Consider the following 25,947-nt stretch of genomic DNA (forward strand, 5'->3'; position numbering starts at 1 on the left):
GGGCAGCCGGGATCGCGCCGGACTGCGGAGGGCGTGGAGCAGCCGGAATGGCGCCGGACTGCGGAGGGCGTGGAGCAGCCGGAATGGCGCCGGACTGCGGAGGGCGTGGAGCAGCCGGGATCGCTCCGGGCTGCGGCGCCCGCGGCGGGAGAGGCGGCGGAGCCTGCCGCGCGCCTGCGGGCGGACCGGAAGGCGCGGGCCCAGGGCGAGCGGGGCCGGGCGGGACCGGCCGGGGCTGGCCGGGTCCGGCCGCCGGCGGCGGAGCGGGATATTGCCGTGGGTTCGGTACCGGCCCGGGACGCGGCGGTGGCGGCACGGGCGGCCTCGGTTGCCCGGCGGGTGGCGGCGGCGCCATGTGCTGACCAGGACGCGGCTGCGGCGCGGCCGGAGGACGACTGATCTGCGGCACCCTCGGCGCCTGGCCGTCGTCGTACTGACCGCCGTTCACACCCTGGTGTTCGGCTTCGGCCGCAGCGGGGCCGCGTTCCCACGGCGCGGCCGGCGCCCGGCGAACCGGTGGCCCGTCGAGCCGGTCGCTTGGTCGAGGGCGATGAGCCGATATGTCATCGTCGCTCATCATGCCTCCTGTACCAGCCGGGATATCCGCACCCCCATCGGTGCGGTGAGCCGCGGCTCGCCGCAATGGTTCGCCGTGATCGGCGAACATTCTGTCAGTGGTCCCGGTCCGGATCGCACCGGCTCGGCAACACCGTGATTGTCCTCCACCGTGCCACACGACAACGCGGTACCCCGCATCGACGCAGGTCGCGGCGGTTTACCCGGTCCAGTCGAAGCGGGATCGGTCACCGCGTCTCCTGCAACTGCTCCTGCTCTTGTTCCTGCGCCCGCAGTACGCGCATGCGTGCACGCCGGTAGCGGTTGACCCGGCGCCTGGTGCTCGGATCGAAGCCCTCGTCGGCCGGATCGGGCTGCCCGCGGAACCGGCGCCACAAACGGCGGCCGGCCAGCAGGAGCAGCAGGAGTGCGGCGCATCCCGTAATTATCGCCAAGGCCTTGCCGTAGGCATTCGAACGCACCGAGACCTGGGTGGGATTGCCGAGCGCGACGCCCTCCGGCGTGGTGAGCGAGATCGGGATGACGAGGTTCCTGCTGTCGCTGACCTCCGTGGGGATCTGGAAGGACCGCGACCCGTTGGCCGGGAGCTGTTGTTCGCCGGGATCGGTGATCTTCGTCTCGTTCGGCGCCTCGATCCGGAACTTGACCCGGATGGCCACCGGCAGATCGTTGCGCGCGACCAGCAGCAGGGGGCTCTGCTCGGACGCGAGCGTGTACACCCCGCCCGGCGGCAGCACGGTGACCGAGCGATAGAGCTTGTCCATCGTGCGGGTGTTCTGGTCCAGCCGACGCTGGGCGAACGTGTCCGGCGGGGCGGCATCGCCCGCCCGCCGATCCGAGAGGCTGAGCACCCGCAACAGGTCGTCACGCAGCGGCGTCAGGAAGTCGTGTGGCGTCGGTTCGGCCTCGGGCACGTCCACCAAGGCGCGCATCATCTCGGTGATCCGGCGGCTCTGCTCGCGCACCGGCGGCAGGAATCGGTCCGGCACCGCGTCCTGCGCGGCCTGCGTCAGGTAGTCCAGCTGATAGGGCTGCGGATCCGGCGGCAGCGCCACCAGATCGTGGAACGGACGCGCGGTGGCGAGGTTGCCGCGCAGCATCTGGTCGACTTGCCGCAGCAGTGCGGTCGCCTCGTCCCGGTTCGCGCCCCACTGCTGTGGCGGGACGAGCAGCAGCGACCGGGACCGGTTGGCCTCGGGATGCAGCGCGCTCCACGAAATCGCGCCGAGAGCGTCCTGCAAGCGCGCCGCGCGCGAATCGTTGGTCACGTCGTAGCGCACCCGGGACGGGGTGAACGGCGGGGTCGGCGGATTCGAGCCCACCGCCGCGAGCGCGGTCGCGGACCAGATGTCGAACGTCACCGCGTGCAGAGCGGGGTCGGCGGCGGGCGCGGGGGCACTCGCTGCGGGCGCCGGACTGCCCGTGACCTGCGGCGCCGGTCCGGCCGGTTGGCTGGCGGTGATGTCGGGCAGCCGGACCACTTCCGGGACCGCCGCGTCCGCGCTGGACAGCGCCTCGTTCGCACCGGCGGTGGCCCGGCCGCTCTCACTGCTCGACTGTGCCCAGTCCACGCTGCCCTGCGGAACGGCCGCCGTCGAGGCGAGCACGGCGGTGCCGAAACCGTGACTGCGCAACAGGGCTCCCGCCCCCTCATCGATGCTGCCGGAATCCGGCAGGCTCACCCCGCGCACCGATCGGGTGGACAGGATCGAATCGATGATCTCGGCGGGTTCGTTGAGCGCGCGCGCGGACAGCGCCGGATCGTTGACCGCGGCCAACGCGGTGAGATCGACCTGCGCGAACGGCAGCGCCACGGTGCACATCGACCCGGCCAGCGCGCGCAACCGGTCCAGCCAGGTCTGGGCCTGCTCGGCGCCTGCGCCCGCCCTGGTCGCGCCATCGGGATCGGACGGGCTGGCCAGCACGCGATAACCCCTGGTCATCGCGCGCACCGTGAGCAGCAGGTCGGGGTCGACGGCCAGGCACACCGCCGAGGCCAGCTCGGCGTTGCGGCCCCCGCTCGTGGTCAACGTCCCTTCCAGCGCGGCCAGCAACTGATCCAGTCGCCCGCCCTTGCCGAGCGAGGCGGCCAGTTCGTCGTCGGTGAGCTCCACCTTGCCGTCCACGCTGCCGGGATGACCCCCGACCTGCCGCGGCCGGTCGGCCAGCGGCCACAGCAGCGTGGTCGCCACCGGAGCGTCGGTGGGCGCGGGCACCGGAGCCTCGTCGCCGGGAGCGGGCGGCACGCCGAGCACCGGGAGCAGGAATCTGGCGTCGTCGAGCCTGGCCTGCGTGCCGTAAGCCGGTTCCCCGTTGACGTTCAGCAGCAGTGGGTAGATGCCAGGCTCCGTGATCCGCAACGAGGTGGCGCCGGTCTCCGAACGCAGCGGGATGCTCAACGTGAACTGTTTGCGCTGCCCCGGGTTCAGCCGCTCCGCCACGTCCTCGAAGTCGCCGTTCACGTCGTAGTTGACCTCGTCGAGGCGCAAAGTGGCGCGCAAGCCGACCGGCGTGGTGATCGCCGCCGCCCGCTGCACCCGGATGCTCACGTCGTCCACCACACGGTCGCCGATGTTGGTGACCGTGCCCGCGACCGTGAGCACCGGATCGCTGCCCGCGGTGACTGTGGTCGGCGTCACCGAATCCAGGGACAGCTTCAAGAATTTGGGATTCGTCGAGGTGCCGGACCCGGTCGGCTGCGCTCCGGCCGCCGCGGAATCGAGCAGTGGCAGCGTCGTCACCGGGCCGAGGATGGTCAGGACCGCCACGAAGATCCGGAACAGTCCACGCGTCATCGCTTGCCGGTCTCCATCCGGTCGATCAGCTTGTTCGCCATCTCCGCCAGCCGCCGCTCGTCGGCGTAGGCCAGCCGAGAATCCAGTTCACTCAACGGAACCCAGGCAACCTGGGTCACTTCCACGTCGGCGTCGGACAGTTCGCCACCGACCGAACGCAGCAGATAATGATGCACCGTTTTGTGTACCCGCCGACCATCGGTCACGAACCAGTAATCGATGCTGCCGAGTTCGGCGACCACGACACCGTTGATGCCGGTCTCCTCGGCGACCTCGCGGATCGCGGTCTGCTCGGCGGTCTCACCTTCTTCGATATGTCCCTTCGGCAGCGACCACAGTAACCGCCCGCGACGATCGGTGCGTCCGATGAGGGCCGCGCTGCGCGCTTCGCGAGGACCGTCGAGGCCGTCTACGACCAGTCCACCCGCCGAAGTCTCCCGCACCGTGCGCATCCGTGGCTTCGCGGCATTGGCGGCATTGGCGGCCGAACCGCGGCGCCGAGGCTGGCGGCGTCGACTGTTCGCACGATCGGCCGGAGACACCTGGCAATCCTACTGTGTTGTTTTGGCCACGCCTTCGGCGCGGCGGATGCTCGGTCTCGCTTCGCTCGAAAGTCGTGGTGGAGGTGAGCTGAGCGCGTTCGATTGTCGGGCCTGGGTGTGCGGGGTGCGCGGTTCGGAGAGGGTGCTCGTTCTGTCGGGGCAACGATGCCCGCGTGACAGGTGCTCGGTCTCGCTTCGCCCCACGATCGTGGGGTGAGCTGGGCTGAGTAGCCGGTGGACGGATTCGACGGGAGGCTGCGGGGTGCGCGTACGCCGCTGGCTGGGCTCATGTCGGTGTCCTTATATATCTGGGCTGCTGCGTGGGGCTTGGCTGCCATCGCTGTTGGCGTGGCTCGGTAAGCTGCTCATTCGTGGTTGCGCCGAGGTCCCAGGACGCTGTGCTGGATAGACGTACCCGATTGCTGGCCGCCGCGGCGGTGACGCTCGGGGGGCTGTCGGATGTGCTGACGCCGCTGGGTGAGATGTTCGCGGCGCGGGGGCACGAGTTGTACCTGGTGGGCGGGAGCGTGCGGGACGCGGTGCTCGGCAGGCTGGGGACCGACCTGGATTTCACCACCGACGCGCGGCCGGACGCGGTGCAGGGCATCCTGCGCGGGTGGGCGGACCATCTGTGGGACACAGGAGGTCTGGCGTTCGGCACGGTCAGCGCGGCCAAGGACGGTCAGCAACTGGAGATCACCACCTTCCGCGCCGACAGCTACGACCGGGTGTCGCGCAACCCGCAGGTGACCTTCGGTGACTCCCTCCAGGAAGACCTGGTGCGCCGCGACTTCACGGTGAACGCGATGGCCGTGAAGATCGGCGCGGACGGCGCGCTGGAGTTCGTCGACCCGCTCGACGGCATGACCGCCCTGCTCGACGGGGTGCTGGACACGCCTGCCGCGCCGGAGGATTCGTTCAACGACGATCCGTTGCGCATGCTGCGGGCGGCGCGGTTCGTCTCCCAGCTGGGGTTCGAGCCGCATCCCCGCGTGCGCGCCGCGATCACGGCGATGGCCGATCAGATCGACCGCATCACCGCCGAGCGGGTGCGGGTCGAGCTGGACAAGCTGATCGCCGGCGCGCATCCGATCGACGGCATCAACGTCATGTGCGAGACGGGACTGGCGCAACGGGTGCTTCCCGAGGTGCCCGCGATGAAGCTCGAGATCGATGAGCACCACCAGCACAAGGACGTCTACTGGCATTCGCTCACCGTGCTCGAACAGGCCATCGACCAGGAGGAGGGCGACCCGGACCTGGTGCTGCGCTGGGCCGCGCTGCTGCACGACATCGGCAAGCCGGACACCAAGCGCAACGAGCCGGGCGGCGGCGTCAGCTTCCACCATCACGAGGTGGTCGGCGCCAAGATGGTGCGCAAACGGATGCGCGCGCTGAAGTACCCGAAGCAATTCACCGAGGACGTCGCCCGGCTGGTGTTCCTGCACCTGCGCTTCCACGGTTACGGCAGGGGCCAGTGGACCGACTCCGCGGTGCGCCGCTACGTCACCGACGCCGGCGAGCTGCTCCCCCGCCTGCACAAACTGGTCCGGGCCGACTGCACCACCCGCAACAAACGCAGGGCCGCCGCGCTACGCGCCACCTACGACGAGCTGGAAGCGCGGATCGAGCGGTTGCGCGAGCAGGAGGATCTGGCCAAGGTCCGCCCGGACCTGGACGGCAACGCGATCATGGAGCTGCTCGGCCTGCCCCCGGGCCCTGAGGTCGGCCGGGCCTGGCGGCACTTGAAAGAACTGCGCTTGGACCACGGCCCGCTCAGCCGGGACGAAGCCGAGGCCGCGCTGCTCGAGTGGTGGAAGACGCAGGGCTGAGCAGGTCAGAAGACGATCAGGGTGGTGCCGGCCAGGATCGCCGAGCGCATCTGGGCCAGGTCGAAGGACCCGGAGATCTCCGGCAGCTCGACCCGGAAGCGGATCAGGTCGCCCTCCCGTGCGGCGCGTACGATCCGCGCGTTCTTCGGCAGCTGCTCGAGCGGTAGGGCGGGCACGTCGATCATGCGCCGCGGGACACGGAAGCCGAGCCAGGTCACCCGGCGCACCGCGATATCCAGGCGGTTGTCCGTGACCGTCGCGTCCACCAGGGCGGTGACCAGCCGACGGCGGTGCCTGGCCCGGATCAGCCCGCTCGGGTGCACGTCCAGCTCCCAGTCCAACGGCTGGGTGTTGAGCCATCCGACCAGCGCCGCCGTGGTGACGGTGCCGATCAGATCGAGCCGGGCGGTACGCACTTTGGTCGGCACGCCCGGGATCAGGCGTACGCCGTGGGCGATCACCGTCACGGACTCGATCGGGTGATCGTCCCAGCGCAGCCGCGACAGCACGGTCTTGGTCTGGAAGTGCGCGCCGCGCCTGCGCACCTTCAACACCTGCAGGGTGGCGTGCAGATCGTGACCGAGCAGGGTGGCGCTGACTTCCTGTCCGCCGAACCGGCTCAGGATGCCCTCGCTGAGCATGGTCATCAGCACGTCCGGCAGCAGCGCCGTGACGGTGCCGGCACCGAGGTCGGCGACCGGATCCATCCAGGCCGTGCTGAGCGTGACCCACTGCTCCAGCCAGGACTGATCGAACAGGCGCTTTCCGAGATCGACGGCCCGCAGCGGCGACCAGGACTTCGGATCGAAATACGTGGCCATGATTGGATCGAGCGTACTTGGCGCGCGGCCCGAGACCGGTGGGTTGTGACCCAGGTCGCGTGGACCCGCGGTCCTTGCCCGCGGCAACGCTGGAGCACGAGAATCGAAAATGGTCACACACCGCTGGGAGGACGCAGATGGCGCTGGATCTGAACAGTGATCTCGGCGAGGGCTTCGGCCCGTGGACGATGGGCGACGACGCCGCCATGCTCGACATCGTGACCAGCGCGAACATCGCCTGCGGATTCCACGCGGGCGACCCCGCGATCATGCGTAAGACGTGCGCGCTCGCGGTGGCGAAGGGAGTGCGGATCGGCGCCCACGTCGGTTACCGCGATCTGGCCGGCTTCGGTCGGCGTGCGATCGCCGTAGCACCCGGGGAACTGCGCGACGAGGTGCTGTATCAGATCGGCGGCCTCGACGCTTTCGCGAAGGCGGCCGGTGACCGGGTGCGCTATGTGAAACCGCATGGGGCTCTTTATCACTCGGCTGCGCGCGATCGAGAATTGGCCGACGCGGTACTGGCCGCGATGACGGAGTACGACCCGCGGCTGGCCCTGCTCGGCCCGGCCGGCACCCAGCTGGAGTCGGCCGCGGAAGCCGCCGGGGTGCGCTTCGTCGGAGAAGGGTTCGCCGACCGCGCGTACACCCCCGACGGCTCGCTCGCGCCGCGCGGCACGCCGGGGGCGGTGTTGGGTCCGCAAGAGGCGGTGGCTCAGGCGATCTCGATCGCGAAGTCCGCAGCCGCGCGCACCGCGGACGGTTCCGGCGAGGTCGCGGTGCGCGCCGCCAGTATCTGCGTGCACGGCGATTCGCCCGCGGCGGTGGAGATGGCTCGCCACATCCGCACCGCGCTGGACGAAGTCGGGGTGCCGGTGGAGCCCTTCGGCTAGAGGTGAGGAGATGAAGACCACGGGCGCGGTGACCCACGCGCAGCGGCGGGCGGCCGAGGAGGCGATCCGGTCGGCGGGTGACCGGGCGCTGCTGGTCACTCCGCATCGCCGCGACATGGTGGCGGCGCTGGTCATCGCCCTGCGCGAGCGCCAGGTACCCGGCGTGCAGGATCTGCTTCCGGCCGCGGAAACGGTACTCCTGACGCTCGATTCGCCGCGCGCTGCCGAAGCGGTCCGCCGATCGCTGACCACGCTGCTGGTCACCCTGGACGCCGAGCGATCGGACGCTGTTTCCCGTGGAACATCCTCCGGCCACCGCACCGAACCGGTGTCGATTCCGGTGCGCTACGACGGCGCCGACCTCGACGATGTGGCCCGGATGCTGGAGGTGACGACCGCGGAAGTGATCGCGGCGCACACCGGAACGCTGTGGCGGTGCGCTTTCGTCGGTTTCGCGCCGGGCTTCGGCTATCTGGAAGCGCCGGACGGAAGGTTGTCCGTGCCGCGCAGAGCGCAGGCGCGCACATCGATTCCGGCGGGTGCGGTCGCCCTCGCGGGTGGATACAGCGCGGTGTACCCCAGGAGCACCCCCGGGGGATGGCAACTGATCGGCACCACCGACCTCAGGATGTGGGATACCGAGCGTGACCCGCCCGCGCTGATCCGCGCGGGCGCCACAGTTCGATTCCTCGACGCGAGGGACGGCTGATGATCGTCGTCGAAGCGGTCGGCCCGCTGGCGACCATCCAGGATCTCGGGCGGCCGGGCTGGTTCGATTCCGGCGTCGGTCCAGCGGGAGCGGCGGACCGCGGGTCGCTGCGGCTGGCCAATCGGCTGGTCGGCAACCCGGAGGGGCACGCGGCCGTCGAAGTGCTGCTCGGCGGTCTCGCGCTGCACGCGGAAGAGCACGTCATGCTGGCGGTCACCGGCGCACCTGCCCCCGCCACCGTCGACGGCAGGCCCGTGGGTCACGCGAGTGTGCTGGAACTGGAACCGGGACAGGAGCTGCGCCTCGGCTACGCGTCCGTCGGACTGCGCAGTTATGTCGCGGTGCGCGGCGGCATCGCCGTGCCGGAGACGCTCGGTTCCCGCAGTCGCGACACGATGTCCGGCTTGGGGCCGGAACCTTTGCGGAAGGGTGATCGTCTCCCGGTCGGGTCTTCTCCGCACACGATCCCGGTTGTGGACTTCGCCCCGGTCGCCGGATTACCCGCGGGCGTGGTCACTGTGCGCGCCGTGCTCGGTCCGCGCGACGATTGGTTCGCCGACGCCGCGGCCTTGTTCGCGGGCGAATGGGCGATCTCCACCGACACCGACCGGATCGGCGCCCGATTGGAACGCCGCGTCGGGCCACCGCTGACCAGGAAGGTCACCCGCGAACTGCCGACCGAAGGCATGGCGCTCGGCTCGATCCAGGTGCCGCCGAGCGGACAACCGGTGGTCTTCCTGGCCGATCACCCGATCACCGGCGGCTATCCGGTGATCGCGGTGGTCGTCGATGCCGACGTCGACGCCATCGCGCAGACGCGGCCAGGTCAGCCGGTGCGATTCGTGCGCGCGGGCTGACCCGGGTTCGGCCGCAGCCGGGCGTGCATGAGATACACGTTGTAGCTGTCCCAGGCCGAGAGCATGAAGTACAGGTCCTCGCCGGTCGACCACGGATGGATGAAGCCACCGTAGGACTTCGGGTAGTCGGCGGTGGACACCAGCGGTATCGCGTCCGTCCACGCGCCCTGCGGGCTCGCCGCGGTACGCAGCACGATCGCGCCCCGCGCCGAATCCAGGTAGACCATCTGCCACTGTTCGGTCTCCCGGTCGTAGCGCACCGACAGTTCACTGGCGATGCCGAGCACCAGCGGGGCGGCCTGATTCTCGGCGGCGGGCGCCCAGGTGCCGCCGACCCAGTACTGATAGGCGGACTTGTTCAGCACCTGGTGCTTCGGCACGCGCGCCAGCGCGATCGTGCCGATGCGTCCGTTGGGCGTGCCGAACATGTAGACGTAGTCGCCCTGCGGCACCATCGCCGCGACCTGGAACTTGCCGAGCCCGAACAGGTTCTCCCACTTGGCGTGCTGGTCTTTGCGCCAGGTGCGCCCGCGGTCGTCGGAATAGGCGAGGCCGCCGTAGTTGGTCCACCACAGACCCGGGATGCGGCTCCATCGGTTCACCGACATGTAGCTGAGGTACTGCCGGTCACCGACGGCGAACCCGGAGGTCGGGATGGTGGTCGTCTCCCAGTTCTTGATCTTGCGACTGCCCAGGATCTCCGCCGCGTGGCAGCGGCTGTCCTGAGCGAAGGTGTCCAGCGTCAGGCCGTCGTCCAGATCGCGGTCGGTGCTGAAACCGATGACGTTGCTGCGCCAGTCCTGGTCGTCGTTGCCCGCGCCACCGACACCCCAGCCCTTGCCGAAGGTGTCCCCGAACACCACGGCGACCTCACCGGGTCGGGTCTCCCACATCAGGCCGAGATCGGTGCCGTCGACCTGCCAGCGCATGTCGGTGCGGTTGTCCGAGCCGTGCCCGGTCACCTGCCCGACCAGCCGTACCGACTCGACCGCGGGCGCGGCCACCGCGGCCGCGAGCGGGCCTGGCTCGGCCGGATGCACCACCTGCGGCGGCGCGGGCTGCGGCTCCTCACCGGGACCGCCGGGCACAGGGACGGGAATCGGCTCGGTCTCCGGCTTGAACTCGATGCGCGGCAGCTTGACCGGAGAGCCGGACCCGGAGGAAGAGCCGGAGCCATCGCTCGAACCGGATCCCGATGCGGAGCCCGACCCACTGCCCGAATCGGGTCCGGCTGCCGAGCCGGAGGAACCGGTCTTCTCGTCGGCGCCGGTCTCGGGCGTGGGGCTGGGATCGGGATCGGGCTCGGGATGCTCGGGGTAGTCCCTGATGTCGGGGCACGGGTTGTCGCACGGATTCTCCGGCAGCGGTTCCGGGACGATCCGCGTGTTGTCCTGCGGTGGGTCGGGCACCGGGACCGGAGTGAGTTCCGGGATCGGCACAGGGATGTCGATCTGCGGCGGCAGCGGTGGTGGCGGCGGCTGCGCGGGATCGGGCTCGCGGTTGAGCGGATCGAAACCGACCTCACCGCAGCTGTTGACCGGCGGTGGCGCCCACGGAAAGGGTGCGGCTTGCGCGGTGGGCGCAGGCACGGCCAAGGCGCCTGCGAGCAGTGCGCCGAAGAAGGCGGGTGCACAAGGCGATTTGCTTCCGGATGCGCGCATCAGGCCGGCCCTGCCGCGCTCGTCAGGCGATCGGATGCCCGGCGGTGGACCGAGACTCGGCGGAGCTCAGCAGTTCTCGTACCGCGTCGAGGTGGTGCACCGGAGAACCCATGTCGTGTTGACTCCTGTCGGTCGGCTGCTGACGTGCCAACTTACCGGAACAACCACCGCGAACGGGGGACGGCGAAGGAAAAGCTCCGCGCGATGGAACCGGCGCCGCGCCGCGTGCGTCCAAGGACGTATGAACGAGATCGAGTACGTGTTCGGTACCGGTGACGGACCCGTGCACGTCTGGACCAGCGAGGCCGACCTCACTCTCGGCGATGCGGGCACGGCCGACGCGGTGCGCCTGGATTTCGACGGCGACGGCATCGCCGACGACGCGCTGTGGGACGCGGCCGGTTGCGGCCGCGCCGGCATCGCCGCGCTGGATCTCGACGACGACGGCGTGCTCGACCATTTCTTCACCGATCCCACCGGCCTCGGCACGTGGAACCACCAGATCACCGGTCTGCCCGGTGATACGGCGAACGAGCCGCTGGACTGGATCGTGCGCACGGACACCGACGGGCCGGATCGTCTACTCGGCGAGGCACGATCATCGGGTTCGCCGCCGGAGCCCGATCTGCCGGAAGCGGGTGCGTTGCCCGAGCACCTCGCCCACTGGTCGAACCGCGACCGGCGCGACTGCGGCGACGACCCGTCGCTCAGCTGACCGCGCGGCGGCGCGTGTTCACCGCGATGGCCACGATTCCCGCGGCGTAGATCGCGGCTCCGGCCAGCACCACGATCGCCGATCGGCCGTCGTCCGGAACGATCAGGGCCGCCACCGCGATCGCCAGCACGAACGCGACGTTGAACACCGTGTCCTGCAACGCGAACACCTGGCCGCGGCGGGCGTCATCGATGTCGATCTGCATGGTCGCGTCACCGGTGAGCTTGATCGTCTGCCCGGCGAGACCCAGCAGGAACGCCCCGATCAGAAGAAGTTCGTGCGCACGCTGCGCCGCGGCGCCGGATTCGGCGAACGCGATCGGCGTGACCAGCGTCAATTGCACGAGCATCGCGGTGATCAGACCGGCGACCACGGTGCGCGCCCGTCCCAGCCGGGGAATGAGCAGCGGCGCGGCGACGGCGGCCACCAGCATGCCCGCGGCGGTGGCGGCGATCGTGACGCCGAATCCGACCAGGCCGCCGCTGAGTCCGGAGCCGTCCACCGGGGTCTGGCGCAGGACCAGCACCATGATCAGCGTATTCATGCCGAAGACGATCCGATGGGTGCCGATGCCCAGCATCGCCGTCGTGACCGCCCGCGATTCCCACACCGCCGTGGCCCCGGTACGTAGACCGGTGGCGATCGCGTGCACGGTGTTCTCGCCTGCCGCCGTGCCGGGGGCCGGGCCGAGCACGCGCGGCCGGAACCCCGCCGCCAGGGCGGCGCCGAGCAGTGACCCGATGCCGCTGATCGCCACCGCGACCGCCGAGGCGAAGTCTCCCGCCCCGATCAGTCCGATGACGCCCACCGCGACGGCCGCGCCTGCACCCGCGCACGCGGAGGCGACGGTGGCCAGCACCGAGTTCATCGACACCAGCCATGCCTGGGCCAGCACTCGTGGCAGCGCGGCCGAGACGCCCGCAAGGACGAATCTGCTGACGCCGACCACCGCCAGCGCCAGCAACAGCAGCGGCGTCTCGCCGACTCCGGCCAGCAGTCCTCCGCTGACCAGCGCGATCAGCACCGCGCGCAGCACGTTGGCGACCAACAGCACGGTGCGCCGGTCCCAGCGATCCAGCAGCGCGCCCGCGTACGGCCCGATCAGCGAATACGGCAGCAGCAGCACCGCGAAGCCCGCCGCGATGGCCAGCGGATCGGTCTCCCGCTCGGGGTTGAACAGAATCGCCCCCGACAGCGCCGCCTGGAACATCCCGTCGCCGAATTGCCCGGCGAAGCGCACCACGGCCAGCCGCGACACGCCCGAACTCTGCCGAAGTGTTGCGCGCAGTCCACCCGGCCGTTGCTCCGCGGGAGTGCGGCCATCGGCGTGACCAGTCGACACGTTGGCGAGCGTACTGTGTTCGCCGACTGGGCCGCACACGCGCGCGTCGGCGCCGATGGCGGGTCAGACGCGGTCGAACAGCGTGCTGACCGTCGCGCGCATGTCCGGCGCCATCGGCAGCTCGTCCAGCGAGTCCGCGTCGATCCAGGCGAACGCGTCGTGCTCGCCCGGCGCGAGGGCCACATCGCCCGGTTCGGCCGCCACCACGAAGCTGAATTTCCGCACTTTCGACTTGGTCCTGGTGGCGTAATCGAATCCGCCGAGGAAGTCGACGACCGCGCGCAGCCGCAGCCCCGTTTCCTCGAGCAATTCCCGTGCGAGGCACTCGGCGAATGTCTCCCCCGATTCGACGCCACCGCCGGGCAGTTCGTACATACCGCCGTGATAGTCGTCGGCCACGCGGCGCACCACCAGAAGCCTGCCCGCGCGGAACACGGCGACGCCGACCACGAAATGCGCGATGCCATCGCGGTGCGCTTCGCTGCGGAGTTGCTGTTCGATCAGGGCGAGGTCATCGGGGTCGAGCACGTCGCTACCTCCGGTTGTCGTTGTGGCGCTTGGCAATCGGGGACGGGCCGCGATATCCGACGAGGTGGCCCGACGTTTCGACGTACCGGTTGGTTCTGCTCGCCTCCCGTTCACCTTCCGGTCGCTCGCGTAAAATGCCGAGTGCGGCACAATTTACTAGGAATGTGGAGTACCGCGGTGGAAGTGCTCCTACCCTGAATGGCGATCGGTGCACGGTCCCGAGAGGAGGACCATGATGTCCACACTCACGACACCACACATCGATGTCCACCGTGGCGGCGACCGCATGAAGACGCGGGTCTCCTGGCTGGATTCGAAGCATTCGTTCTCCTTCGGGGAACATTACGATCCCGACAACACCCACCACGGCTTGCTGCTGGTCAACAACGAGGACATCGTCTCCCCCGGCCAAGGCTTCGACACCCACCCGCATCGGGACATGGAGATCGTCACCTGGGTGCTCGGCGGCAGCCTGGTGCATCAGGATTCGCTCGGGCACAGCGGCGTCATCTATCCCGGCCTGGCCCAGCGTATGAGCGCAGGCACCGGCATCCTGCATTCGGAGAAGAACGACTCGTGGCGTCTGGACGGCCGCGTCGCCGAACACGAGCAGCCGGTGCATTTCGTGCAGATGTGGGTCGTGCCGGACGAGCCGGGCCTGACCCCCGGCTACCAGCAGCTCGAAATCGACGACGAGCTGGCGAAAGGTGGTCTGGTCACGGTCGCATCGGGTCTGCCCCGCTACCGGGATCGCACCGCGATCGCCATCAACAGCAGCCATTCGGCGCTGCACGTGGCGCGCATGGCGAGCGCGGAGCCGGGCGCCGAGCAGGTGATCGACCTACCCGATGCGCCGTATCTGCATTTGTTCGTGGCGCGCGGGGAGGTGGACATGGAGGGCGTCGGCCCGCTGTACGAGGGGGACGCGGTGCGTTTGACCAGGTCGGGCGGACAACGGGTGGTCGCGCGGCAGCCTTCGGAAGTGTTGGTTTGGGAGATGCACGCACGGCTCGGCGCCCAGTAGCCGGTCGGCATTAACATCCGTCCGCGGGAAGTGCGATCAGTAGGCGACCGCCGCGCACCCCCGGGCCAACCTCGTCCGGACCGAGCATCGCGAGGCACCGACGGAGAGGAAGTCCATGTCGCAATATCCGCCCCCGCCGCCCGGCCAGTACCCGCCGCCGGGGCAATATCCACAGCCCCCGGGCGGTCAGTACCCTGGCCAGCCCGCTTACTGGCAGGAATCGCCGAAGGGCCGTGGCCTGGCGATCACCGCGCTGGTGCTCGGCATCCTGGCGTTGCTGTTCTTCTGGACGGTGATCGGCGGCTACGCCTGCGGCATCTTCGCGGTCATCCTCGGCATCGTCGCCGTGTTCAAAGCGCGTGCGGGCACCGCGGGCGGCATGGGCATGGCGATCACCGGCATCGTCCTCGGCGCGCTCGGCATCATCGGCGCCGTGCTGCTCACCGTCGTGGGTTACAGCTTCTTCGTCAACTCGGGTGGCAAAGACTTCATCGACTGCGTGAACAAGGCGAACAACGATCAGTCCAAGATCGAGCAGTGCGAGCGCGAGTGGAATCAGAAGCTACAGGACAAGTACAGCGTCACCCTCACTCCGGCGCCCGCGCCGACGCCCCGGTAGCCGCGGCGCACGCCAGGGTCGTGGCGATCACCTCGGCGAAGGCACGGCGAAAGTCGCCGTCGGGCGCCACGACCCAGGTTCGGTAGCCGCCGTGCTCGTCGGCGGGTGACGGCAGCACGATGTGGCTGCCAGGCAGCGCGATCGACGCGCAGATCCGGAACAGGTCCGCGAACAGGGCGGTGTCCAGGTAGGAGTTGTCGGTGGGGCCGGTGAGGAAGGTCCAGCGGTGGGCGCGCGGATGCGCGATGATCGGGCCCGGCCGCGGTTCGGGTCCGGCGGCCAACCGCTCGAGCACCCGGCGGCCGAACGCGGCGGGCATCACGACCGCTCCCACCGAGCCGACCTCCAGCATGATGCGACCCAGGATCGGGTCCACGAGTGCGTACAGCCCGTGCTCGTCGCGATAGCGACGGCAGCGAGCGAACGCGTCCTCGATCGAAGGAAGATCAGTGGACGCGAGATGCCTGCCCGATTCGATGCGCGATGTACCCATGACGAACAACCTCGCCTCGCAGTGGTGGGGACGCGTGCTCGGAAGAATCGATCGCTGTCTCGACCCTAGTCCTGGGCAAGTCGCTTGACAATAGTCACCGCGCCGCGCGCCGGAGGGGGCGTAGCATCCCGTCACATGGCACCCGTCTCGCCGACCGTTGCCCGCTGGGAGCTGGTGCTTCGGCTTCGTGAACTGCGGGAACAGCGCGGCTTCGACTCCGCGGGGTTCGCCGGGCGGGTGGGCTTCACCCCGGCCAACTGGTCGCACGTCGAGAAGGGCAGGCGCGTGCTCACCGCCAAGACCATCGGCCCGGTCCTCGAACTGCTCGACGTCGACGCCGAGGAACGGGTGGAACTGCTGGCCCTGCTGGAGGCCAGCAAGCAGCGCGGCTGGTGGGCGAAGTCCTCGGCGCTGATCGGACCCGAGCTGCAACGGCTGTACGGCATGGAATACGGCGCGCAGAGCATCCGCAGCTACGACAGCCTCGTCGTGCCCGGCCTGTTGCAGACCGAGGACTACGCGCGTGCGCTGATCAGCGCCGATGTGATGATCCGCCCGGTCCAGGTCGAACAGTTGGTCGCGATCAGGATGCGGCGCCAGGAGCGGCTGCGCGGCGCGGATCCGGTGGAGCTGACCGCCGTGTTCGGGGAAGGCACGCTGTTGCAGCAGACCGGAGGTCCGGACGTGCTGCGCGGACAGTTGACCTATCTGGCCGAATTGATCGAGGAACTGGACACCGTGGAGGTGCGGGTGATCCCGTTCGCGGCCACCGCGGGCGCGGTGCTCGGCGGATCGAGTTTCCACCTCATCGACTTCGCCGGCGAGCAGTTGCCTACGTTCGGCTGGGTGGAGAGCGCGGTGTTCGGCGGGGCGGTGGAAGACCCGGATCTGGTCCGCGATCTGCGCTTCGCCTACCTGCGGGCGATGGAGCAGTCGCTCTCGCGAGCGGACTCATTGGCCCTGATCAGGCGCTATTCCCGCGTGTAAAATCCTGCCCATGGCCAGCACCGTACGGCCGGTACGCACCGGCTGGTTCACATCGACCAGATCGAACAACGGCAACCAATGCGTCGAGGTCAGGTTCGATGGTGATGCGGTGCTCATCCGGGACAGCAAATATCGCCGCGACCCGGCGAACCGCCCCGCCGGAGAGCCCGTCATCACCGTCACGGCAGCCGAATGGACCGCGTTCCTCGACGCGGTGCGCACTCACGGGCGATCGGACGGCGAACTGAGCGCGCACCCCGCAGCCGATGGGCACACCGCACTGACCTACGGCGGTGTCACCCTCGTCTATACACCGGAGGAGTGGGATGCCTTCCTGCTCGGCGCGCATGACGGCGAATTCGATCGGGTCGTCTTGCCCGCTTGATTCCCCGTAGGGCGCACACCCACCAACGCTCGGCCGGAGGCGGATGAGCGGCCTCGCACGTTCCCCGCGTCGATCGCTGCGACCAGGCTCGGAAGGACGGCTCGTGGTCCTCGCCCACGGCCGACGGGCGCGCTTGTCGGCATACTGGACACCGTGACTTCCGAACTGACCCGTCCTTCCGGTATCGATCTGTCCTACCTCGACGAGGACGTGCGGGTGCAGGACGACTTGTTCGCGCACGTCAACGGCAAGTGGCTGGCGCAGCATCAGATCCCCGCCGACCGGGCGGTGGACGGCGCCTTCCGCGCGCTGTACGACCAGGCGGAGCTGGATGTGCAGGCGATCATCCAGAATGCCGCGGCCACCGACGCCGAACCAGGCAGCGAGGCCCGCAAGATCGGTGACCTGTACTCCAGCTTCATGGACACCGACGCGGTGGCCGCCGCCGGGCTCGCGCCGATCGCCGCCGAACTCGCGGCGATCGCCGAGGTCGGCGACAAGGGGGCGTTCGCGGCGCTGCTGGGCCGGTTGCAGCGCACCGGCATCGGTGGCGCGGTCGCCGTTTACGTCGACACCGACGACAAGGACTCCAACCGCTATCTCCCGCACGCCACCCAGTCCGGCCTCGGCCTGCCCGACGAGTCGTACTACCGGCAGGACGAGTTCGCCGAGATCAGGGCGAAGTACATCGCGCACATCGACCGCATGTTCGCCCTGGCCGCCGCCGACCCGCAGGTCGCAGGCCTGCTGCCGGACGAACTCGGCACCGTCGGCGCGCGCGTGTTCGAGCTGGAGCGGAAACTGGCCGCAGGCCATTGGGACGTGGTGCGCAGGCGGGACGCCGAGCTCAGGTACAACCTCACCACCTTCGAGGCGCTGGCCGCCGACAACCCCGAGTTCGACTGGGTCGCGTGGACCGACGCGCTGGCCGAAGGCGTGGACGCGTCGGGGCCCGAGCTGTTCGCCGAGCTGGTGGTCAACCAGCCGGACTACGTGCGCACGTTCGCGCGGCTGTGGGCCGAAGAGCCGCTCGCGCACTGGCAGGCGTGGGCGGCTTGGCGAGTGCTGCGTTCGCGTGCGCCGTACCTGACCGACGCCGTGGTCGAGCAGAACTTCGACTTCTACGGCCGCACGCTCACCGGCGCCCAGGAAAACCGGGAGCGCTGGAAGCGCGGCGTCACGCTGGTGCAAGACCTGCTCGGCGAGGCGGTCGGCAAACTCTATGTCGCCGAACACTTCCCGCCGGAGGCCAAGGCGCGCATGGTCGAGCTGGTGGCGAATCTGCAGGAGGCCTACCGCCGCAATATCGCCGAACTGGAATGGATGGGTGAGGGCACCCGGGTCGCCGCGCTGGCGAAGCTGGAGAAGTTCACCCCGAAGATCGGCTACCCGGACAAGTGGCGGGACTACTCGGGCCTCGTGATCGACCCGGCCGACCTGGTCGGCAACTACCGCAGAGGCTACGCGGCCGAACACGATCGGGATCTGAACAAACTCGGCGGTCCGGTCGACCGCGACGAGTGGTTCATGACCCCGCAGACGGTCAACGCCTACTACAACCCGGGCATGAACGAGATCGTCTTCCCGGCCGCCATCCTGCAGCCACCGTTCTTCGACATGAACGCCGACGACGCCGCCAACTACGGCGGCATCGGGGCGGTGATCGGCCACGAGATCGGGCACGGCTTCGACGACCAGGGCGCGAAGTACGACGGCGACGGCAACATGGTGGACTGGTGGACCGACGAGGACCGCGCCGAATTCGCCAAGCGGACGACCGCTCTCATCGAGCAATACGACGTGCTCTCCCCCAAGGAGTTGCCGGACGAGCACACGGTGAACGGCCAGTTCACCATCGGCGAGAACATCGGCGACCTCGGCGGCCTGTCCATCGCGCTGGAGGCGTACAAGATCTCGCTGGGCGGCGCCGCCGCGCCGGTGATCGACGGGCTCACCGGCCTGCAACGGGTGTTCTACGGGTGGGCGCAGGTATGGCGCACGAAAGCCAGGACGGAGGAGGCCATCCGGCGTCTGGCCACCGATCCGCATTCGCCGCCGGAGTTCCGCTGCAACGCGGTCGTGCGCAATATCGACAGCTTCCACGAGGCGTTCGGCGTCGAACCCGGCGACGCGCTGTATCTGGAACCCGCTGAGCGCGTGAAGATCTGGTGATTCCCGGCGCCGAGGCTGTCCGTTGCGACCGTCTCGGCCGCGCTGCGGTCAGCGCAGGCGGTCCCCGGTCGCGGCGTCGAAGAAGAAGACGTCCTCCGCCCGGGGCCGCAGGTACAGCCGGTCACCGAGCCGCACCTGGAAGCGGCGGTCGACGCGCGCGACCACCTTCCCGGATCGGCTGCTCCAGTCCGCGGCGATGCCGTGGCTGTAGACGAACGACTCCGCGCCGAGTTCTTCCAGCAGCTCGGCGTCGACCGCAAGGCCGTCGGCGGGTTCGGCGGTGACCTCCCATGACTCCGGCCGTACCCCCACCACCACCCGGTCGCGGGATCTCGCGGCGGGCGGCAGCGGAACGCGCAGGTCGCCGAGCCCCGCCGCACCGTCGCGCACCGGCGCTTCCAGCAGGTTCATGCCCGGCGAGCCGATGAATTCCGCGACGAAGGTGTTCACCGGATCGTCGTAGAGCACGCGCGGCGCGGCGATCTGCTGCAGCTTGCCTTCGCGCAGCACCGCCACCCGATCGCCCATGGTCATGGCCTCGACCTGGTCGTGGGTGACGTACACCGTGGTGGTGCCGAGCCGCTTCTGCAAGGCCGCGATCTGCGCGCGCGTGCTCACCCGCAGTTTCGCGTCCAGGTTGGACAGCGGCTCGTCCATGCAGAACACCTGGGGCCGGCGGACGATGGCGCGCCCCATGGCGACGCGCTGCCGCTGCCCGCCGGACAGCCGGGCGGGTTTGCGATCGAGCAGGTCCTCGAGCTCGAGCAGCTTCGCCGCCTCGCGGACCCGCACCAGCGTGTCGGTCTTGTTCATGCCCGCGTTGCGCAGGGCGAAGCCCATGTTCTGCGCGACGGTCATGTTGGGATACAGCGCGTAGCTCTGGAAGACCATCGCCACGTCCCGCGCCCGCGGCGGCAAGCCGGTGACGTCCTTGCCGCCGATCAGAATGCGTCCGCGCGCAACGGATTCCAGCCCAGCGAGCATGCGCAGGCTGGTCGACTTGCCGCATCCCGACGGACCGACGAGCACGACGAACTCACCGTCGGCGATGTCGAGTTCGAGCTGGTCGACGGCCGGTGCCTGCGCGCCGGGGTACCGGTGCGTCACGCTGTCGAACTGCACGGTGGCCATGCTTGTCGGTCTCCTCGGGGACGGGCGCTACTTCGGCAGCTTGGGCGTGATCTGCCGATCGATGATCGCTTGCAACTGGCTGGTCACGTTCGCGAACGTGGCGGCGACGTCGGCGTTGCGCAGACCGATCTGCTCCAAGCCGGTGCCGATGATCTGGTCACCGCCCGGCACGAAGACGCGGGCGTAGTCCTGCGACTTGGTCAGCGGCAGCTGATCGATCGCGACCTTCGAGTTCGGATTCTTCGCCAGGAAGTCCCGCTGGCTGGGATCGTCCACGGCCGACTTGCGCACCGGCATGTAGCCGGTGCCCTGCGAGAAGTACGCGGTGTTCTGCGGGTTGGTGACGAACTCGATGAACTTCAGCGCGTTCACTTTCCGCTCGTCGGACAGGCGCGCCGGAATCGCGAGGCCCGCGCCGCCGGTGGTGACGCCGGGTCCGTTCGGATGCGGGAGGAAGGCGGTGCCGACGGTCAACTTGCCCTCGGCGTTCTTCTGGATGCCCCGCAGGTCGCCGGTCGAGGCGATCGTCGAGGCGATCACGCCGGTGCCGAAGTCCACCGCGATCTGCGGCTTGATGCCCGCGTACTTCTTCGTGTTGATCATGTCGCGCAGGAACGTGCCCGCCGCGATGGTGCCGGGATCGGTGAACTTCAGCGTCCAGTTGTCCGAATACGCGCCACCGAAGGTCCAGTTCGGGCCTTGGAAGGTCCAGGCGAGGTAGTTCTTCGCATCGCCCCAGCCGTGCGCGAGCTTGCCCTCCCCGACCACCTCTTGCAGCTTCGGCCCCCACTCGTCGAACTCCTGCCAGCTCTGCGGACCGCGGTCGGGCAGGCCGGCCCGGTTCCACACGTCCTTGTTGTAGTAGAACAGCGGGGTCGAGCGGGCGTAGGGCAGCGCGTAGTGCTTGCCGTTGAACTGGTAGTCGGCGACCAGCGAGTCGACGTAGTCGTCCAGCCGCACGCCCGCGTCGGCGAAGTGGCCGTCGAGCGGTTCGATGGTGCCGTTCAGCGCGTAGTTGAACCACCAGACGTCGGACAGCACCACGATGTCGGGCAGGTCACCGCCCGACAGCGCCGCGTTGAACTTCTGCGACACCTCCTCGTAGTTCTTGCCCGCGTCGACCAGGTGCACCGTCAGGTCGGGGTGCTTGTCCTGGAAGCGACGGATGAGCTCGGCCTCGAGTTCTTTCGATGTGCCCGGGTGGTTGGACCAGAAGGTGAGGGTCTTGGCGTCGCCGGATTGTTTGCCGCCGCCTCCGGTGCCCGCGCACGCGGTCAGCGCGGCGCCCGCAGTGAGCGCGCCGGTCAGCCCGAGGAATCCGCGCCGGGTCAGCGCGGGGAACTGTGCAGTGGACACGTGGTTTCTCCTTGTCAACCCTTGACCGCACCGGAGGTGAGGCCTTTGATCATGTGGCGTTGCAGCACCAGGAAGACCACGAGGATCGGCAGCATGGTCAGCAGCGTTCCCGCCATGACCGGTCCCCAGTTGGTGACGCTCGGGTTCTCGGTGTTCTGCAGCAGGGTCAGGCCGACCGGCAGGGTGGCGACCGTTGTGTCGTCGGCCATCAGGAACGGCCACAGGTATTCGTTCCACTCGGTGACCAGCGTCACCACCGCGAAGGCGACCATGGTCGGCCCGGACATCGGCAGCACCACCCGGGTGAGCAACCGCCACCAGTTGGCGCCGTCCATCCGCGCCGCCTCGATCACCTCGGAGGGCAGCGAGAGGAAGTGGTTGCGCATGAGGAAGGTTCCGAAGGCGACACCGCAGAGCGGAATGATGATGCCCTGGAACGTATTTCGCCAACCCAGCTGAGCGATCAGCGCGTAGTTGGAGATCACGGTGATCTGGTTGGGCACCATCAGCGCCGCGATGATCACCAGGAACACCACCGTCTTGCCAGGAAAGCGCAGGAACACCAGGCCGTACGCGCTGAACACGCCGAGCACGAACTTCACCGCGGAGACGATGCCGGTGACGATCAGCGAATTGCGCAGGAAAGTCCAGAACGGCAACGTCGTTGTGGCCTCACGGTAGTTCTCCGGGTGCCAGCTGTGCGGCCAGTACACGGCGGGCTGCACGTAGATGTCCGGCCGCGCTTTGAACGAGGTGATGAAGATCCAGAACAGCGGAACGCCCACGATGATCAGCACGCACGCCATCGCGCCGTAGCCGAGCAGCGTCACCGCGCGCTGTCGATTCACTGCTGCCCCCGATCCATGACACGCACCTGCACCAGCGTCACCATCAGCAGCACCAGGAACATGATGGTCGCCACGGTCGCGCCGTAACCGGCCCGGAAATTGCGGAAGGACTCCTGATAGACCTGGTAGACCATGGTCGTGGTGCCGGTGCCGAGCGGTCCGCCGCGGGTCATCACGTTGATGATGTCGAAGACCTGCAGCGAATTCAGCAGCACCGTGATGGACAGGAAGAAGGTCGTCGGGCGCAATTGCGGCAGGAGGACTTTGGTGAACGTCGTCCAGCGGCTCGCGCCGTCGATCTGCGCGGCTTCCATCAGGTCGGCCCGGATGCCTTGCAGCGCGGCCAGATAGATGACGAAGGCGTAGCCGAGGTTCTTCCAGATGTAGGTCACCGTCACCATGAACAGCGCCCAGCGCGGGCTCTGGTAGAAATCCGGCACCTCGTGCACGCCGAGCCGGTGCAGCACGTCTTGGACCAGGCCGAAACTCGGATCGAAGATGAACTGGAAGGCCACGCCGATGGCGGCGCCGGAGATGACGAACGGCGCGAAGATCGCCGAGCGGACCACGTTGCGGCCGAACAGCTTCCGATCCAGCAGCAGCGCGAGCGCCAGACCGAGCGCCATGCTGCCCACCACCGCCGCGAGGGTGAACACCACGGTGTTGGTGACGATGTCCCAGGAATCCGGCCTGCTCCACCATTCGCGGTAGTTGTCGAAACCGACGAAGGTGGCGACCGGATCGGAGATGTTCCAGTCGAACAGCGACAGCCGGATGTTGTCGATCAGCGGCCGGTAGACGAACAGCGCCAGAAGCGCGAGGTTCGGCAGCACCAAGACGAGGAACAGGGCGTGGTCCCGCCAGGGGCGGTGCCGCAGACCGCGTCCCGGTGGCTGCGGCAGTACTCGCTCCGGCCTGGTACGCACGGCGGTGACTCTACGGACCGGAGCAAACAGCCGGTTACGTTCGCCCGCCGCCGCGCTGAACTTCTCGCGCACGGGCCAAGTAGAGCAAAAGCCGAACACTACGATCGGCTACTTCGAGCAATTGATCGTAATGTTCGGCTTCGCGCCGATCAGGGGTTACCGAATGATCAGTTCCAGTCGCCGAGACCGTCGCTCGCGCTGAGCGTGCCGCCCTGGGTGTTCTGCACGATCACCGGGTCGCCGCGACGCGCGTTCTCGAAGAACCACTTGGCGTCCTCGGTGCTGACGTTCAGGCAGCCGTGGCTGGCGTTGGACACGCCCTGCTGGGCGACCGACCACGGGGCCGCGTGCACGAAGATGCCGCTGTTGGAGATGCGGGTGGCGTACTCGACCTCGAGCTTGTAGCCCTCGGGGTCGGTGACCGGAACGCCGTAGGTCGACGAGTCCATGGTCATCTTGCGCAGCTGCTCGCCGACGATGTAGGTGCCGTTCGGCGTCTCGTGCTTGGGCTTGCCCATCGAGGTGGGCATCTCCTTCACCACCTCGCCGTTGCGGGTGACGGTGATGGTGTGGGTGGTGTCGTCGGCTGTGGTCACGAAGGCGTCGCCGATGCGGAACGAGCTGGTGGTGCCGCCCGCCTGCACCTGCACGTCGGTGTTGTCCGGCCAGAACTCGTCCGGCCGCCAGCGCACCTGCTTGTCGCCGCGCCAGTAGAAGTGTCCTGGCGCAGGCTTCGAGGAGGTGATCTTGATGGCCTTCTCGGCGGTGGCGTGGTCGGTCACCGGTTCCTTGAAGGTGATGATGATCGGCTGTGCGACGCCGACCACCTCGCCGTCGGCGATGTTGATCGAGGGCGGAGCGAAGTTCGCCTGTGGTTCGGGCTCGGTGGCGGCGGCGGCCGAGCCGGTGCCGATCCCCGGGAGCGGTTCGGCCTGGGCAGGCGCGACGAGCAGAACACCGGCTGCCGCGATCGCGGCGGACAGCAGGACGCCCTCGCGCATCCGGCGGGCTAGCCGCGCTCCCTTGCGAGGAGCAGGCGACGACCCGGTGTGCAAAGCGGCATGCATAGGTTTCTCGTCCATTCCATCTCTCGCGCGCACGCGTACGCCGCGCAGCGAGATATTTCATTTCAGCACGGTGCCAGAAGAGCGCCCCACTGGTATCGAGGGCCCGACCCGTCGTCCATTCCTACCGTCCCGGCGCGTGTGGAAGCTACCGGCGTTTCAGAATGATTCGGCACACGCGCTTGTAGTGGTATGGATCACAAAGACGTCGATCGGGTATCGAAGCGGGCAAATCTGCCGGTCACGACGGATCGGGCGCTCCGCGGCCGGAGGCGTTCGATTCCCGAAAGATGGCTCACAGCAAACTCATTAGTGACGAAGCTCACTGATCACGTCGAACGAAATCGGACGATGCGGACCGCTCGCGATATTGTGCGGCACGGAGAGCGGGACCGGTCCGCGCGCGTACCGCGGGGTGAGTCGCAGGCGTACCCGCGCGAGGATGGTGGCCAGCGCGATCCGCAACTCGTAGTCCGCCAGGGCCGCGCCCACGCAGCGCCGATGGCCGCCGCCGAACGGCGCGAACTCGAACGGCCGGTAGCGGCGCTCCACGAAGCGTCCCGGGTCGAAGCGTCCCGGGTCGGTCCACACTTCGGGATCGGAGTGCAGCAATGGCACCGCTATCCCCACGGTGTCGCCGGGCGCGAGCCCGACGCCGCGCAGCGTGAAGGGCTCGGTCAGCCGGCGCAGAACGATCGGCACCGGTGGGTGCAGCCGCAACGTCTCCTGGCAGACGGCGTCGAGGTAGGGCAGCGCGGCCAGCTCCGCGGGGCCCGCGTCCCGACTCGCGTCCCGCAACTCCCGCCGCAGCCTGCCCAGTGCCTCGGGTGCGCGGTGCAGCCGGAACAGCGCCCAGACCAGGGTGGTCGCGGTGGTCTCGTGCCCGGCCACGAGCAAGGTGCGGATCTGCTCGCACAGTTCGTCGTCGTCGGGGTAGACGGACAGCAACAGATCGAGCAGGTCGGCGGGCGATGCGGCGGGGTGCGCGCGCCGGTGTGCGATATCGGCTCTGATCAGCCGATCCAATCGCTCGCGCGCGGCGCGGAACCGGTCCCACGGACCGTGCCCGTGCAGCCCGCGGCGCAGAGCGGGCACCAGCAGCAACGGCCCGGAGAACGCCGTGAGGAAGTCCCTCATCGCGGCGGTGTATTCCGCTTGCCGCCGCGGGTCGCGCGCACCCGACACCACCGTCGCGATGACGCGCAGCGTGAGGGCCCGCGCCGCCGCCCGCGCGTCGATGCGCGCGCCCGTCGCCCACCGCTGACCGCTCTCCCCGGCCAGTTCCCGCTCGGTGGCTTCCTGGATCAGCTCGCCGTGCTCCCGTACCCGGGCACTGTGCAAGGCGGGGGTGAGCAGGGCGCGGTCGCGGCGATGGCGCTCGCCCGAAGCCAGGATCATCGAGGCGGCGCCGACCATGGGTTCGATCGGATTCGGACGCGGCGGCTCGGAGCCATCGACCGGCAAACGGAACAGCTCGCTCGCGCCGACCGCCGTCCCGGTGAACAGCACCGCGCCGAAACCGGGAAATCGAACATAGAACGGGTCGCCTTCCCGCGCCCTGCGCCAGTGGAAGTACCGGTCGAAATCGGCCCCTGCGGCCAACGCGTGCAGTACGGTCGCGCGCGGCACACGCGGTCCGCCGCGGCGGGCACCCGCCTCGGTTCGTGGCAT

The 25,947-nt window shown here is 68.9% G+C and carries 23 protein-coding genes; 10 read left to right on the forward strand and 13 right to left on the reverse strand.

The features are described 5' to 3' along the window. Nucleotides 1-803: 803 nt before the first annotated feature. Both ACH49X_RS09485 and ACH49X_RS09490 read right to left on the reverse strand, forming a co-directional pair. On the reverse strand, nucleotides 804-3,371 hold the full coding sequence (locus ACH49X_RS09485; RefSeq protein WP_357106854.1) for a DUF6049 family protein: 2,568 nt from the start codon (nucleotides 3,369-3,371) through the stop codon (nucleotides 804-806). Further along, nucleotides 3,368-3,913, reverse strand: a complete 546-nt coding sequence (locus tag ACH49X_RS09490; RefSeq protein WP_195079567.1) for an NUDIX hydrolase — start codon at nucleotides 3,911-3,913, stop codon at nucleotides 3,368-3,370. Before ACH49X_RS09490 ends, ACH49X_RS09485 begins: the two co-directional genes overlap by 4 nt. A gap of 398 nt (nucleotides 3,914-4,311) precedes the next feature. On the opposite strand from ACH49X_RS09490, the gene ACH49X_RS09495 reads away from it, so the two are divergent. Continuing rightward, nucleotides 4,312-5,745: a CCA tRNA nucleotidyltransferase gene (locus ACH49X_RS09495; protein WP_357106851.1), complete on the forward strand. Its 1,434-nt coding sequence runs from the start codon at nucleotides 4,312-4,314 to the stop codon at nucleotides 5,743-5,745. A 5-nt stretch (nucleotides 5,746-5,750) separates the two neighbouring features. Here ACH49X_RS09495 and ACH49X_RS09500 read toward each other — a convergent pair whose 3' ends face one another. Further along, nucleotides 5,751-6,566 carry a hypothetical protein gene (locus ACH49X_RS09500; protein WP_195079565.1) on the reverse strand — a complete coding sequence of 272 codons (816 nt, stop codon included), beginning with the start codon at nucleotides 6,564-6,566 and terminating at the stop codon, nucleotides 5,751-5,753. Between the two features lie 137 nt (nucleotides 6,567-6,703). Here ACH49X_RS09500 and ACH49X_RS09505 point away from each other — a divergent pair, with 137 nt between their 5' ends. From ACH49X_RS09505 to ACH49X_RS09515, 3 genes are read left to right on the forward strand one after another with little or no spacing between them, the layout of a single operon-like run. Then, nucleotides 6,704-7,459 carry a LamB/YcsF family protein gene (locus ACH49X_RS09505; RefSeq protein WP_195079564.1) on the forward strand — a complete coding sequence of 252 codons (756 nt, stop codon included), beginning with the start codon at nucleotides 6,704-6,706 and terminating at the stop codon, nucleotides 7,457-7,459. A gap of 10 nt (nucleotides 7,460-7,469) precedes the next feature. After that, nucleotides 7,470-8,168, forward strand: coding sequence for an allophanate hydrolase subunit 1 (locus ACH49X_RS09510; protein ID WP_357207529.1), 699 nt, complete (start codon nucleotides 7,470-7,472; stop codon nucleotides 8,166-8,168). Beyond that, nucleotides 8,168-9,025, forward strand: coding sequence for a biotin-dependent carboxyltransferase family protein (locus tag ACH49X_RS09515; protein ID WP_357207526.1), 858 nt, complete (start codon nucleotides 8,168-8,170; stop codon nucleotides 9,023-9,025). The genes ACH49X_RS09510 and ACH49X_RS09515 overlap by 1 nt, the downstream gene beginning before the upstream one ends. Here the strand turns inward: ACH49X_RS09515 and ACH49X_RS09520 are convergent. Beyond that, the gene (locus ACH49X_RS09520; RefSeq protein WP_357207523.1) at nucleotides 8,995-10,686 is read right to left on the reverse strand and encodes a DUF4185 domain-containing protein; all 1,692 of its coding nucleotides are present in this window, start codon (nucleotides 10,684-10,686) and stop codon (nucleotides 8,995-8,997) included. The genes ACH49X_RS09515 and ACH49X_RS09520 overlap by 31 nt on opposite strands. Nucleotides 10,687-10,927: 241 nt before the next feature. Between ACH49X_RS09520 and ACH49X_RS09525 the strand changes: the two genes are divergently transcribed. Beyond that, nucleotides 10,928-11,401, forward strand: a complete 474-nt coding sequence (locus ACH49X_RS09525) for a hypothetical protein (protein ID WP_357207520.1) — start codon at nucleotides 10,928-10,930, stop codon at nucleotides 11,399-11,401. On the opposite strand, the gene ACH49X_RS09530 is transcribed toward ACH49X_RS09525, so the two are convergent. Then, a complete protein-coding gene (locus ACH49X_RS09530; RefSeq protein WP_195079867.1) occupies nucleotides 11,394-12,689 on the reverse strand; it encodes a hypothetical protein in 1,296 nt (431 codons plus the stop codon). The genes ACH49X_RS09525 and ACH49X_RS09530 overlap by 8 nt on opposite strands. Before the next feature lie 117 nt (nucleotides 12,690-12,806). Further along, nucleotides 12,807-13,271, reverse strand: coding sequence for an NUDIX domain-containing protein (locus ACH49X_RS09535; RefSeq protein WP_357106838.1), 465 nt, complete (start codon nucleotides 13,269-13,271; stop codon nucleotides 12,807-12,809). 235 nt (nucleotides 13,272-13,506) lie between these two features. Here ACH49X_RS09535 and ACH49X_RS09540 point away from each other — a divergent pair, with 235 nt between their 5' ends. Both ACH49X_RS09540 and ACH49X_RS09545 read left to right on the forward strand, forming a co-directional pair. After that, on the forward strand, nucleotides 13,507-14,295 hold the full coding sequence (locus tag ACH49X_RS09540; RefSeq protein WP_195079558.1) for a pirin-like bicupin family protein: 789 nt from the start codon (nucleotides 13,507-13,509) through the stop codon (nucleotides 14,293-14,295). Between the two features lie 115 nt (nucleotides 14,296-14,410). After that, the gene (locus ACH49X_RS09545; RefSeq protein ID WP_195079557.1) at nucleotides 14,411-14,914 is read left to right on the forward strand and encodes a DUF4190 domain-containing protein; all 504 of its coding nucleotides are present in this window, start codon (nucleotides 14,411-14,413) and stop codon (nucleotides 14,912-14,914) included. On the opposite strand, the gene ACH49X_RS09550 is transcribed toward ACH49X_RS09545, so the two are convergent. Further along, on the reverse strand, nucleotides 14,883-15,407 hold the full coding sequence (locus tag ACH49X_RS09550; protein WP_357106834.1) for a hypothetical protein: 525 nt from the start codon (nucleotides 15,405-15,407) through the stop codon (nucleotides 14,883-14,885). The genes ACH49X_RS09545 and ACH49X_RS09550 overlap by 32 nt on opposite strands. Before the next feature lie 135 nt (nucleotides 15,408-15,542). On the opposite strand from ACH49X_RS09550, the gene ACH49X_RS09555 reads away from it, so the two are divergent. From ACH49X_RS09555 to ACH49X_RS09565, 3 genes are all read left to right on the forward strand, one after another. Continuing rightward, on the forward strand, nucleotides 15,543-16,394 hold the full coding sequence (locus tag ACH49X_RS09555; RefSeq protein WP_195079555.1) for a Scr1 family TA system antitoxin-like transcriptional regulator: 852 nt from the start codon (nucleotides 15,543-15,545) through the stop codon (nucleotides 16,392-16,394). 10 nt (nucleotides 16,395-16,404) lie between these two features. Then, on the forward strand, nucleotides 16,405-16,779 hold the full coding sequence (locus ACH49X_RS09560; RefSeq protein ID WP_195079554.1) for a DUF397 domain-containing protein: 375 nt from the start codon (nucleotides 16,405-16,407) through the stop codon (nucleotides 16,777-16,779). A gap of 153 nt (nucleotides 16,780-16,932) precedes the next feature. Then, nucleotides 16,933-18,951: a M13 family metallopeptidase gene (locus tag ACH49X_RS09565; protein ID WP_195079553.1), complete on the forward strand. Its 2,019-nt coding sequence runs from the start codon at nucleotides 16,933-16,935 to the stop codon at nucleotides 18,949-18,951. 48 nt (nucleotides 18,952-18,999) lie between these two features. Here the strand turns inward: ACH49X_RS09565 and ACH49X_RS09570 are convergent, their stop codons facing one another. The 6 genes from ACH49X_RS09570 to ACH49X_RS09595 all read right to left on the reverse strand — a co-directional run bounded on the left by ACH49X_RS09570 (nucleotide 19,000) and on the right by ACH49X_RS09595 (nucleotide 25,947). Next, nucleotides 19,000-20,082: an ABC transporter ATP-binding protein gene (locus ACH49X_RS09570; RefSeq protein ID WP_195079552.1), complete on the reverse strand. Its 1,083-nt coding sequence runs from the start codon at nucleotides 20,080-20,082 to the stop codon at nucleotides 19,000-19,002. A 27-nt stretch (nucleotides 20,083-20,109) separates the two neighbouring features. Next, the gene (locus ACH49X_RS09575) at nucleotides 20,110-21,438 is read right to left on the reverse strand and encodes an ABC transporter substrate-binding protein (RefSeq protein ID WP_357207517.1); all 1,329 of its coding nucleotides are present in this window, start codon (nucleotides 21,436-21,438) and stop codon (nucleotides 20,110-20,112) included. 14 nt (nucleotides 21,439-21,452) lie between these two features. Next, nucleotides 21,453-22,244 (reverse strand): carbohydrate ABC transporter permease, encoded by a 792-nt coding sequence (locus tag ACH49X_RS09580; RefSeq protein WP_357107097.1) that lies wholly within the window; start codon nucleotides 22,242-22,244, stop codon nucleotides 21,453-21,455. A 38-nt stretch (nucleotides 22,245-22,282) separates the two neighbouring features. Next, a complete protein-coding gene (locus ACH49X_RS09585; RefSeq protein ID WP_357106823.1) occupies nucleotides 22,283-23,212 on the reverse strand; it encodes a sugar ABC transporter permease in 930 nt (309 codons plus the stop codon). 167 nt (nucleotides 23,213-23,379) lie between these two features. Beyond that, on the reverse strand, nucleotides 23,380-24,279 hold the full coding sequence (locus tag ACH49X_RS09590; protein ID WP_397069406.1) for a L,D-transpeptidase: 900 nt from the start codon (nucleotides 24,277-24,279) through the stop codon (nucleotides 23,380-23,382). 306 nt (nucleotides 24,280-24,585) lie between these two features. Beyond that, nucleotides 24,586-25,947 carry a cytochrome P450 gene (locus ACH49X_RS09595; protein WP_357207514.1) on the reverse strand — a complete coding sequence of 454 codons (1,362 nt, stop codon included), beginning with the start codon at nucleotides 25,945-25,947 and terminating at the stop codon, nucleotides 24,586-24,588.

The sequence above is a fragment of the Nocardia sp. NPDC019323 genome, assembly GCF_044389845.1.
Taxonomy (GTDB): domain Bacteria; phylum Actinomycetota; class Actinomycetes; order Mycobacteriales; family Mycobacteriaceae; genus Nocardia; species Nocardia implantans.